General features: G+C 71.8%; 9 protein-coding genes. 7 read left to right on the plus strand and 2 right to left on the minus strand.

Features of this window, described 5'->3' with window-relative positions; translation table 11 throughout:
* Positions 1-129: 129 nt before the first annotated feature.
* Entirely contained in the window at positions 130-1,980 is a 1,851-nt protein-coding gene (locus ACZ4TO_RS36410) for an MFS transporter (RefSeq protein WP_468026433.1), read from the minus strand.
* Between the two features lie 176 nt (positions 1,981-2,156).
* On the opposite strand from ACZ4TO_RS36410, the gene ACZ4TO_RS36415 reads away from it, so the two are divergent.
* Entirely contained in the window at positions 2,157-2,774 is a 618-nt protein-coding gene (locus tag ACZ4TO_RS36415; protein WP_382787274.1) for a TetR/AcrR family transcriptional regulator, read from the plus strand.
* A 193-nt stretch (positions 2,775-2,967) separates the two neighbouring features.
* On the opposite strand, the gene ACZ4TO_RS36420 is transcribed toward ACZ4TO_RS36415, so the two are convergent.
* Positions 2,968-4,383: a cation:dicarboxylate symporter family transporter gene (locus tag ACZ4TO_RS36420; RefSeq protein ID WP_468026539.1), complete on the minus strand. Its 1,416-nt coding sequence runs from the start codon at positions 4,381-4,383 to the stop codon at positions 2,968-2,970.
* 332 nt (positions 4,384-4,715) lie between these two features.
* Between ACZ4TO_RS36420 and ACZ4TO_RS36425 the strand changes: the two genes are divergently transcribed.
* From ACZ4TO_RS36425 to ACZ4TO_RS36450, 6 genes are all read left to right on the plus strand, one after another.
* Positions 4,716-6,551, plus strand: coding sequence for an ATP-binding protein (locus tag ACZ4TO_RS36425; RefSeq protein ID WP_468026434.1), 1,836 nt, complete (start codon positions 4,716-4,718; stop codon positions 6,549-6,551).
* Complete coding sequence (locus tag ACZ4TO_RS36430) at positions 6,548-7,225, plus strand: response regulator (RefSeq protein WP_468026435.1); 678 nt, start codon at positions 6,548-6,550, stop codon at positions 7,223-7,225. Before ACZ4TO_RS36425 ends, ACZ4TO_RS36430 begins: the two co-directional genes overlap by 4 nt.
* A gap of 211 nt (positions 7,226-7,436) precedes the next feature.
* Positions 7,437-8,807, plus strand: coding sequence for an extracellular solute-binding protein (locus ACZ4TO_RS36435; protein ID WP_468026540.1), 1,371 nt, complete (start codon positions 7,437-7,439; stop codon positions 8,805-8,807).
* Positions 8,804-9,739, plus strand: coding sequence for a carbohydrate ABC transporter permease (locus tag ACZ4TO_RS36440; protein ID WP_468026436.1), 936 nt, complete (start codon positions 8,804-8,806; stop codon positions 9,737-9,739). Before ACZ4TO_RS36435 ends, ACZ4TO_RS36440 begins: the two co-directional genes overlap by 4 nt.
* 1 nt (position 9,740) lies before the next feature.
* A complete protein-coding gene (locus ACZ4TO_RS36445; protein WP_468026437.1) occupies positions 9,741-10,595 on the plus strand; it encodes a carbohydrate ABC transporter permease in 855 nt (284 codons plus the stop codon).
* 110 nt (positions 10,596-10,705) lie between these two features.
* Complete coding sequence (locus tag ACZ4TO_RS36450; protein WP_382788022.1) at positions 10,706-11,419, plus strand: helix-turn-helix domain-containing protein; 714 nt, start codon at positions 10,706-10,708, stop codon at positions 11,417-11,419.

The following is an 11,419-nucleotide window of genomic DNA, read 5'->3' on the forward strand; positions in this document are numbered from 1 at the left end:
CTGTTGGGGGGGTGGTTCCCCCTTACCGCCACCATGCCATCTCTCCCCCCCCCCCCCCCCCTCCCCTTCCCCCCCCCCCCCCTCCCCTTCCCCCCCCCCCCCCCCCACCCCCCCACGGTAGTGCATGTTCTACGAGACGGCGGCCCGGGGGGGCACGGTTCCGGCGTGATCACCATCGCCCTCCGCACCCCCGTCGCCGGCCGGCGCGACCCCTTCTTCCGCACCGCCGGACTCGGTCTCGGACTCGGTCTCGGACTCGGTCCCCGTCTCGGTCTCGGACTCGGTCTCGGTCTCGGACTCGGACTCGGTCCGGGCCTCCGGTTCGGGCCCGGCCTCGCCCTCCGTGCCCTCCGTGCCCTCCGTGCGGGTCCCGCGGGGCAGCAGGACCGCCACCAGGACGGTGCCCACGCCCAGGATCACCGCTCCGACCAGGCTGGTGTGCGCCACGGCGTCCGAGAAGGACGAACCGACCGCGTCCGCCATCTGGCGTGCCCCGTCGGCGAGTTGTCCGGCCTGCGCCTTCAACTGGGCCGCCTGCTCGGCGTTCGAGGACTGCGCGGCCTGCTCGCCGAGCGCCCGGGCCTTGTCCCCGATGCCCTGGGCGACGGCGTACCCGGCGCCCACCGAGTCCTGGGCCGTGGACAGGGCGCCTGCCGGGAGCTTGCTGCCCGCGGTCGCGTCGGCGAGGTGCGAGGAGTACGAACTCGCCAGCACCGAGCCGAGGATGGCGATGCCGAGCGAGCCGCCGAGCTCCAGCGAGGTGTCGTTGACCGCGCCGCCGACGCCCAGCTCGGACTCGGGGAACGCGCCCATGATCGCGTCCGTGCAGGGCGAGAGGGCCAGCCCGATGGCGAGGCCGAGCATCACGAGGGGCAGCACGAGGTCGCCGTACGCGGAGGAGGCGTCCACGCGGGTGAGCAGCGCCAGGGCCGCCGTGCCGCCGACCATGCCCGCGGTGACCGTGAACTTCATGCCGACGCGCGGGGTGAGGTACCCGGTGAGCGCCGAGCCCACGAAGACGGCGCCGGCGAGCGGCAGCATCCGGACGCCGGTGTCCAGCGCGTCGTAGCCGAGGACGAACTGGAGGTGCTGGGTGAGGTAGTAGAAGGCGCCGAAGACGGCGAGGAAGAAGAGGGCGACGGCGAGGTTCGAGCCGGCGAAGCGCCGCTGTCCGAAGCGTCGTACGTCGATGACCGGACGCGGGTGGCGCAGCTCCCACAGGACGAAGAGAAGCAGTCCGGCCCCGGCGACCACGGCGGCCGTCACGGCCTTGACGCCCCACCCGAAGTGCGGGCCCTCGATGATCATGTAGACGAGGGAGCCGATCCACACGACCGAGAGCAGCCCGCCGACGTAGTCGATGCGGTTGTGGTGCGCGGCCCTGGACGGCGGCACCAGGACCAGGGCTCCGACGATGGCGAGCGCGGCGATCGGCACGTTGATCAGGAACGTGGACGACCAGCCGTGGTGCTCCAGCAGGGCACCGGCGACCAGCGGACCGGCGGCGATGGCGAGTCCGGCGGTGGCGGTCCACAGGACGATCGCCTTGGCCCGCTCGGCGCGCGGGAAGGTCGCGGCGAGCAGGGAGAGCGTCGCGGGCATGATCAGCGCGGCGCCGACGCCCATGACGGCACGGGCCGCGATGACCCCGGTGGAACTGCCGACGAGCGAGCCGGCGATCGCGCCGCCGCCGAAGACGACGAGGCCGAGGACGAGCGCGCCGCGGCGGCTGTACTTGTCCCCGATGGCGCCGAGCAGCAGCATCAGGGCGGCGTACGGAACGGTGTAGCCGTCGATGACCCATTGCAGGTCGGCGCTGGACAGGCCGAGGTCCTGGGTCATGTCGGGTGCCGCGACCGTGAGGGCGGTGTTCGCCATCACGATGATCAGCAGGCTCAGGCAGAGCACCAGCAGCGCCCACCACCGCCTGGGGTAGGGCCGGTCCATCCTCTCGACCGGTTCGTTCATGACGAGACGCATGGCTACGGTCGCCCTTCCTTCGTCGACGGGCGCGGAGATCGTCCGCACCAGGACTTGCACAGTGGAGTGCAAATGCACAACGCTGTGCAAGATACGAGATTGCACAGCGCTGTGCAAATGACGGAGGTGGAGGCCCGGTGGAAACAGGACAGGAGGTCGCCCGGAGGGCGGGCAGAATGGCAGCCATGACCACGGGTAACCCGAGCCGCGCCGATGTGAACCGCCGCCGCATCCTGGACGTCGCACTCGCCGAACTGCTGCGTGACCCCGACGCGTCCATGGACCAGATCGCGCGGGCGGCGGGCGTCGTACGACGTACGGTCTACGGGCATTTCCCCAGCCGCGAGGCGCTGGTCGGCACCCTCACCGACGAGGCCGTGGCGGCGGTCGCGGCGGCGCACGCGGCGGGCCGCGAGGGAATCGCGGACCCGGCCGAGTCGCTGGCCCGCTCGACCCTGGCCGTCTGGGAGATCGCCGACCGCTACCGGCTGCTGGTCGCCCTCGCCCAGCGCAGCGTCACCATGCAGGGCATCCGCGAGCGTCTGACGCCGGTCCGCGAGGCCTGCGCGGAGATCCTCCGGCGCGGCCTGGAGCAGGGCGTGTTCGCCTCACCGCTGCCTCCGTACGCCCTGGCGTACGTCCACGAGCAGACCCTGTTCGCCCTCATGGAGGCCGTGAACGACGGCCTCCTGGCGGCGGAGGAGGCGGGCGGCTCCGCCACGGTCACCATGCTGACCGCTGCGGGCGTACCCGTCTCGCGTGCCACCGAACTCGTGGCGAAGCTGAACGGCTGAGTCCCCGGAGGCGGTCAGGGACCTCCGGGGACCGGGCCGTCGCCGGCCGTGCGCCGGGCGGCCGGGCCCGTGGGGGACGCCCTGCCGCCCGGCATCCCGGGGCCGGTCGGGCGGGGAGTGCCGGACCCGGTCCCGGGAGCTCCTGGGGCGCGCCCCGAGGCGCGCCGAGCAGGCGTGAGTTCGCGGTCGGGATCTAGGCCGTGGCGGGCTCCTTCTCGCCGCCCTGCTCCGGCACGTCCGCGTGGACGTCGGCGGGGCCGGAGTCGTCCAGCAGGGTCTTCTCGTCGAAGGGGATGCGTCCGGCGAGGACCTCGGACACCCGCTCCCTGTCGATCTCCTTCGTCCAGGTGCCGATCAGGACGGTGGCCACGGCGTTGCCGGCGAAGTTCGTCAGCGCGCGGGCCTCGCTCATGAAGCGGTCGATGCCGACGATGAGGCCGACACCGTCCACCAGGGCGGGCTTGTGCGACTGGAGGCCCCCGGCCAGCGTGGCCAGGCCCGCCCCGCTGACGCCCGCCGCGCCCTTGGAGGCGACGAGCAGGAAGAGCAGCAGCGGGATCTGCTCCCCGACCGACATCGGCGTGCCCATGGCGTCGGCGATGTAGAGCGAGGCCATGGTCATGTAGATCATCGTGCCGTCGAGGTTGAAGGAGTAGCCGGTCGGGACGGTGATGCCCACCACCGACTTGCCGACGCCCAGGTGCTCCATCTTCGCGATGAGCCGCGGCAGGGCGGACTCGGAGGACGAGGTGGACAGGATCAGCAGGAACTCCCGGCCCAGATACCTGAGGAACGTGAGGATGTTCAGGCCCGTCACCACGCGCAGCAGCGTCCCGAGCACGATGAAGACGAAGAGGAAGCAGGTGACGTAGAAGCCGAGCATGAGCACGGCGAGACTCTTGAGCGCGTCCAGGCCCGCGGAACCGGTGACGGCGGCGATGGCACCGAAGGCGCCGAGCGGGGCGGCCCACATGACCATGGCGAGGATGCGGAACACGAGCCGCTGGATGTGCTCCACCCCGCGCAGGACCGGCTGCCCGGCCGTTCCCATGGCCTGGAGGGCGAACCCGGTGAGCAGCGCGACGAGCAGGGTCTGCAGGACCTGGCCCTCGGTGAACGCCGACACCATCGTGGTCGGGATGATCGAGAGCACGAAGTCGACCGGCGGCAGCGCCTCCGCCGACACCTGGCCCTGCCCCGCCTCCTTGACCGCGTCGGTCATCGCCAGGCTGCTGCCCGGCTCCAGGATGTTCCCGACGACCAGGCCGATGGCGAGCGCGACCAGCGACATGACCAGGAAGTAGCCGAGCGCGATACCGCCGACGGCGCCGACCTTGGCTGCCTTGCGGACCGAGCCGATGCCCAGCACGATCGTGCAGAAGATGATCGGGGAGATCATCATCTTGATCAGGTTCACGAAGCCCGTACCGATGGGCTTGAGCTCGACGGCGAAGTCGGGGGTGATCAGCCCCACCGCGATCCCGAGGATCACGGCGCCGATCACGGCGATGTACAGATAGTGCGTGCGGTCCCGTCTGGCGGCGGGTGCGGCAGGTGCGGTCTGCGGCGTGCTGGCCACGGCTGCCCTCCTTGACGACGTCGTCGGCATCATCCGGCGTGCGGCTCACGTCCGGCGGAACCCGGCGTGCGGCTCACGTCCGGGGGATCCGGGAGGCGGGGCTCCCGGGGGGATGAGGGGACTATCTCCCGGCGTGTGAGGGCGGTCACCCTTCCGTTCATTGAGTTCACGCGCACCCCGAGACATCCGCTTCGCCCCGGGGCGTCCGCCTCGTCACACGCCCTGGGGCACTTCCTCGGTCGCGCACCCCTGCGGAACCCGCTTCGTCAGGCACACCTGCGGCACCCTTCGCCACGCACACCTGGGGCGCCCCGTGTCACACGGCTGGGGCGCCCACGCCGGAGGAAGGCACACTGAACGGCATGCGTCTCCCCCGTGTCCCGCGACCGCGCAGCCTGGCCGGCCAGCTCTTCGGCATGCAGGCCGTGCTCATCGCGGTCCTCGTCGCCGGGTACGCGCTGTTCACCTACGTCAGCGACCGCGGCCAGGCCGAGGAGGCCGCGGGCCGTCAGGCGATGGCGGTCGCGCGCTCGGTCGCGGACGCCCCGTCCGTCCACGCGGCCATCGGCACCGCGAACCCCACCGAGCGGCTTCAGCCGTACGCCCTGCGCGTCCAGCGCCACACCGGCGTCGACTTCGTGACGATCATGGACCGGCGCGGCATCCGCTGGACGCACCCCGAGGAGCAGCAGATAGGCAGGCACTTCCTCGGGCACACCGCTCCGGCGCTCGCGGGCAGGTCCTTCACGGAGACGTACACGGGCAGCCTCGGCCCCTCCGTGCGCGCCGTCACCCCCATCCGGGACGGCGGGCGGATCATCGGCCTGGTCAGCGCCGGCATCAAGGTCGAGGCGATCACCGAGCGCGTCCAGGACCAGGTGACGGCGCTGATCGGGGTCGCGGCGGGCGCGCTGCTGCTGGGCGCCGTCGGCACGTACGTCATCAACGCGCGGCTGCGGCGCTCCACCCACGGCATGAACGCGGCCGAGCTGAGCCGGATGCACGACTACCACCAGGCCGCGCTGCACGCCGTGCGCGAAGGGCTCTTGATGCTGGACGGGCAGTTCCGGGTGGCGCTGATGAACGACGGCGGGCGGGAGCTGCTCGGCGTCACGGACGACGTGGTCGGCCGCTCACCGGCCGAACTCGGGCTGCCCGCGCCGCTGACGGGCGCGCTGCTGTCGGCGGAGCCCCGCGTGGACGAGGTCCATCTGACGGACACCCGCGTGCTGGTCGTGAACACCTCCCCGGTGTCGGGCGGCGAACGCCGCGGCACGGTGGTCACCCTGCGGGACGTGACCGAGCTCCAGTCGCTCACGGGCGAGCTGGACTCGGAGCGCGGTTTCACCCAGGCGCTGCGCTCGCAGGCGCACGAGGCGGCGAACCGGCTGCACACGGTGGTCTCCCTGATCGAACTGGGCCGCGCCGAGGAGGCCGTCGAGTTCGCCACGGCCGAGCTGGAGCTGGCGCAGGCGCTCACCGACGAGGTGGTCTCCGCTGTCGGCGAACCGGTCCTCGCCGCGCTGCTGCTGGGCAAGGCGGCGCAGGCGAACGAGCGCGGGGTGGAGCTCGTGGTCTCCGAGGACAGCGGCATCGACGACGGACTGCTCCCGGCCTCGCTGACCCCGCGCGACCTGGTCACCGTGCTCGGCAACCTGATCGACAACGCGATGGACGCGGCGCGCGGGACGGTGGGAGCCCGCGTCACGGTGACGGCGTTCACCGAGGAGTCGGCCCTGGTGCTGCGGGTCGCCGACACCGGGCCGGGGGTGGACCCGGCCCATACCGAGCGGGTCTTCCAGCACGGCTGGACCACGAAGCCCTCGGGCCCCGGCGGGCGCGGTCTCGGCCTGGCCCTCGCGCGCCAGACCGTGAGCCGGCACGCGGGAACCCTCACGGTGCGCGAAGGAGCCGACGGCGGAGCCGAGTTCGAGGTACGCCTGCCGCTCCCGACCCCACCCGAGGCTCCGGTCCCGGACCCGGACCCGGCCACGGCCACGGCCACGGCCACGAACGCTTCCCCGGCCACGGACCCGAACCTTTCCACGGCCACGGACCCGGCCCCGAACCCTTCCCCCGCCACGGGCCGGTCCGCGGGCCCGGGCCCCGCCTCGCACCGGACCCCCGACGCCGCGGCGGTGCCCCGCGTGCCCGGCGCCCGGTCGTCCGCCGCCGTTCTGCCGGGAGGCGCCCCGTGACCGAGCCGATCCGTGTGCTCGTCGTCGAGGACGACCCGGTGGCCGCCGACGCGCACGTCCTGTACGTCGGCCGGGTGCCCGGCTTCACCGCGGTGGGCAAGGTCCACACGGGTGCGCAGGCGCGCCGCGCCCTGGAGCGGACGCCCGTCGACCTGCTGCTGCTCGACCTGCACCTGCCGGACACGCACGGCCTCCAGCTCGCCCGGTCGCTGCGCGCGGCCGGCCACCGTGCCGACGTCATCGCGGTCACCTCCGCGCGGGACCTGGCGGTCGTACGGGAGGGCGTGTCGCTCGGGGTCGTCCAGTACGTGCTGAAGCCGTTCACCTTCGCCACCCTGCGCGACCGGCTGATCCGCTACGCGGAGTTCCGTGCGGCGGCCGGCGAGGCGAGCGGCCAGGCCGAGGTGGACCGCGCGCTGGCCGCGCTGCGGGCTCCCGGCCCGGCGGCGCTGCCCAAGGGGCTGAGCGCGCCGACCCTGGAACGGGTGACCGTCGCCCTCAGGGACCACGCGGGCGGACTGACGGCGGCCAAGGTCGCGGAGGCCGTCGGCATCTCCCGGATCACGGCCCGGCGCTATCTGGAGCACCTGGTGGAGGCGGGCCACGCGGCCCGGGCCCCGCAGTACGGGACGGTCGGCCGGCCGGAACTGCAGTACCGCTGGGTGAAGAGCTGACCCGGCGGCCGGGTGAGGAGCCGACCCGCCGGAGGCGGCCTCCCACCGATGGGCCGCCGGCCGACCGGCGACCGCGCGTTCCCGGCCAACTCGGCTTCCCCTTGCGTGACTTGCACCCCTGCGCGAGTCATTGACCTGACATCCGCACAGCTTTACGTTCGGCGGGCAGACAACTCGGCTCCACGACAACGATGTCGGTCCGTAGGAGGTCCTGCCCGTGCGCCCCACCGCCGCCCCCGCTCTCCTCGCCACGCTGCTCGCCGCGACGGCGCTCACCGCCTGCGGATCCGGGTCCGGAAGCGATCCCGACACCGTGAAGGTGTCCTACAAGCAGTCCACGGACAACTCGATCCGGGTGATGGACACCTATCTCGGCGAGATGAAGAGGCAGTTCGAGAAGGCCAACCCGGGCAAGAAGGTCGAACTCGTCCCGATCAAGGCCCCGGACTCCGAGTACTACACGAAGCTCCAGCAGATGCTGCGGTCGCCGAGGACCGCGCCCGACCTGGTCTACGAGGACACCTTCCTCATCAACTCGGACATCACCAGCGGGTACCTGAAGCCGCTCGACGCGTACCTGGACAAGTGGCCCGACTGGGACCGGTTCATCGGCACCGCGAAGGCGGCGGCCAAGGCGCAGGACGGCAGGACGTACGGCGTCCCGGACGGCACGGACACCCGCGGACTCTGGTTCGACAAGGGGATCTTCGCGAAGGCCGGACTGCCGGCCGACTGGCGGCCGAAGACCTGGGACGACGTCCTCTCGGCCGCCCGCACCATCAAGCGGAAGGTCCCCGGCGTCACCCCGCTGAACGTCTACACGGGCAAACCGGCGGGCGAGGCCGCCACCATGCAGGGCTTCGAGATGCTGCTGTACGGGACCGGTGACGGCACCCGGGATCCGCTGTACGACGCGTCGTCCAGGAAGTGGATCGCCGGCGGCCAGGGTTTCAGGGACGCCCTCGGGTTCGTCGAGACGGTCTACAAGGAGAAGCTCGGCCCCGATGTCGCCGACGCGCTCGACCCCAACTTCGCGACCAGCGTGCGCGGTGAGCTGCTGCCCAAGGGCAGGCTCGGCATCGACCTCGACGGGAGCTGGCTCCCGCAGGACTGGCTGAAGGGCTCCGGCCACGAGTGGCCCGAGTGGTCGGCGAAGCTCGGTCTGGCCCCCATGCCCACCCAGCACGGGCAGGCGCCCGGCAAGGTCAGCATGTCCGGCGGCTGGACCTGGTCGATCCCGTCCAAGGCGGCCAACCCCGACCTGGCCTTCTCCTTCGTCAAGACGATGCAGACGACGGAGAACGCCCGGAAGTGGTACATCGCCAACTCCGGCATCGCCGTCCGCGACGACGTCGCCGCCGACCCCGAGTACGTGAAGGCCCAGCCCGGCATCAAGTTCTTCACGGACCTGGTCGCCAGCACGCACTACCGGCCCGCCTACCCGGCGTACCCGAGGGTCTCGACCGCCATCCAGGAGGCCATGGAGAGCGTGACGACCGGCGACAGTTCGGTCGCCGAGGCCGCGAGCGCCTACGACGAGGAGCTGAAGACCGCCGCCGACGGCCGGGTGACCCGCGGGTGAGCACCGTCGCGAAGGCCGCCTCCCCGCCGGTCCGGCCTCCGGGAGCGGGCCGCGCTCCCCGGCGCCGGGGAGGCCTCGCGCGCTCGCTCGTCCGGACGCTCCCGCTCGCCCCCGCCGTCGCCCTCCTGCTCCTGTTCCTCGCGGGCCCGATCGTCTACTGCGCCTACATCGCATTCACGGACCTGCGGCTGACGGGCCAGGCGCACGCGTCGTTCGTCGGCCTCGACAACTTCCGGACCGCGTTCCACGACGCGGAGTTCGTCAACGCCGTATGGCTGACCCTGGTGTTCACGGTGCTGTCCTCGCTGATCGGCCAGAACACCCTGGGACTCGCGCTGGCCGCGCTGATGCGGCGGGCGTCCCGGCCGGTGCGCACGGTGACCGGCGCGGTGGTCGTCACGGCGTGGGTGCTGCCCGAGGTGGTCGCGGGCTTCCTGCTCTACGCGTTCTTCCGCCGCGAGGGCACCCTGAACGCCCTCCTCGAACAGCTCGGCCTCCCCTCCCAGAACTGGATGTTCACGCTGCCGATCCTGGCGGTGTCGTTCGCGAACGTCTGGCGCGGCACGGCGTTCTCGATGCTGGTCTACTCGGCGGCGCTCGGCGAGATCCCGAAGGAGATCACGGAGGCGGCCGAGGTCGACGGGGCCGGAGGCTGGCGGCGGATGTGGCACATCACGCTGCCGATGATCCGCCGTTCGATCGGCACCAACCTGATGCTCAACACCCTCCAGACGCTGTCGGTGTTCGGGCTCATCTGGGTGATGACGCGAGGCGGGCCGGGCGGCCGCAGTCAGACCCTGCCGCTGTTCATGTACGAACAGGCTTTCCAGAACAGCATGATCGGGTACGGGACGGCGGTCGCGCTGCTGCTCCTGGTGGTCGGTTCGCTGTTCTCGCTGGTGTACATGCGGCTGCTGCGGACGGAGGTGTGAGATGGCCGTACCGGCACGCGGCCCGGCCCTCGGGTCCCGGCGCTCGCGGCGACGGCTGGCGGCCGACGCCGGACTCCTGTTGGTGACGGCCGCGTTCGCGCTCCCGCTGGCCTGGGTGATCCTGTCCTCCCTGGACGCGCACGCGGATCTGCGAGTGAAGGCGCCGGACGGTGTCACCCTGGCCAACTTCGACGCCGTGCTGAAACCGGACATCACCTTCACCCCGCTGCTGAACAGCCTGGTCCTGTGCGGTGGCGGCACCGCGCTGACGGTGGTGTGCGCGGCGCTCGCGGCCTATCCCCTCTCGCGCTTCAGGTCCCGGCTGAACCGCCCCTTCCTGCTCACGATCCTCTTCGCGACGAGCCTGCCGATCACGGCGATCATGGTCCCGGTGTACGCCCTGTTCGTCCGGGTGAACCTGATCGACACCGCGCAGGGCACGATCCTCTTCTTCGCCGCCTCCCAACTCCCGTTCGCGATCTGGCTGATGAAGAACTTCATGGACGGCGTGCCGAAGGAGCTGGAGGAGGCGGCCTGGACGGACGGGGCGTCGGCCCCGCAGTCCCTGGTGCGGATCGTGCTGCCGCTGATGGGGCCGGGCGTGGCGGTGGTGACGGTCTTCTCGTTCGTGATGATGTGGGGGAACTTCTTCGTCCCGTTCATGCTGCTGCTCACGCCGGACCAGATGCCGGCGTCGGTGAGCATCAACGAGTTCTTCGGCAACCGGGGGACGGTGGTCTACGGGCAGTTGGCCGCGTTCTCGGTCATCTACTCCACCCCCGTGATCCTGCTGTACGTGCTGGTGGCCCGGCGCCTGGGCGGGGGGTTCGCGCTCGGCGGGGCCGTCAAGGGGTGATCGTCCGGCACGGCCCGGCGCTTTCCGGGCACGGCCGAAACCGTATGTTCCTACAATCTGTAATTGTGGCCGAACAGACCGTAGTCACCGCTGCCCCCGGCCCATACTTTGTGCGCGTGCACCGACCGCAAGCCCAACAGCCCACCCCGCCCTTCAACGCCCCGGCCGCCCGAAGACTGCGCGCGGCGCTCGGCATGGGGCCCGAGCACGTCGCGTACGGACTGAGAGCCTCGTACGGGCTGCCGTACGCCACACCCGACCTGGTCATCGCCTGGGAACGCGGCATCGCCCGCCCCAGCAGCCCCGAACTCACCGCTCTCGCGGGCGTGTTGTGGTGTTCGGCGGGCGAACTCATAGGCGCGCCGCGCACCTTGCGCGAACACCGCGTCGCCCGCGACCTCGCCGCGGAGGACGTGGCACACGCCGTCGGGATCGACCTCCTCGCCTACGAGCGCATGGAGGAGTCCGGCAACTGGCGCGGCAACGAACGGCAGTCGACCGCGCTCGCCAAGGCCCTCGACCTGTCGCTGCCCGACTTCGTCACCGTGACGGGCCGTGACGGGCGGCTCGCCGACCTGCTGCGCAGCGCCGTGACGACGCGCTGGGCGGCCTACGTGCGCCCGGTCGGGAAGCTGGTGCCGCTGGACCGCGCCCTGCTCGAGGCCGCGCTGGAGGAACTGCACACGGACTACCAGGGGCGGATGGCCGCCACGCTGAACTGGGGCGGCGGACCGGCCGCGACCGGTTCCGGCGAATCCGGCCAGGACTTCCTCGACCGGGTCGTCGACCATTTCTGGACAGCCGTACGCGGAAGCACGTACTGA

The organism is Streptomyces sp. NPDC028298 (genome assembly GCF_055565895.1).

What these genes read in the sequence shown, in the direction of transcription:
- ACZ4TO_RS36410 (WP_468026433.1), bottom strand. Translation starts at nt 1,980, where the DNA reads ATGCGTCTCGTCATGAACGAACCGGTCGAGAGGATGGACCGGCCCTAC.
- ACZ4TO_RS36415 (WP_382787274.1), top strand. Translation starts at nt 2,157, where the DNA reads ATGGCAGCCATGACCACGGGTAACCCGAGCCGCGCCGATGTGAACCGC.
- ACZ4TO_RS36420 (WP_468026539.1), bottom strand. Translation starts at nt 4,383, where the DNA reads ATGCCGACGACGTCGTCAAGGAGGGCAGCCGTGGCCAGCACGCCGCAG.
- ACZ4TO_RS36425 (WP_468026434.1), top strand. Translation starts at nt 4,716, where the DNA reads ATGCGTCTCCCCCGTGTCCCGCGACCGCGCAGCCTGGCCGGCCAGCTC.
- ACZ4TO_RS36445 (WP_468026437.1), top strand. Translation starts at nt 9,741, where the DNA reads ATGGCCGTACCGGCACGCGGCCCGGCCCTCGGGTCCCGGCGCTCGCGG.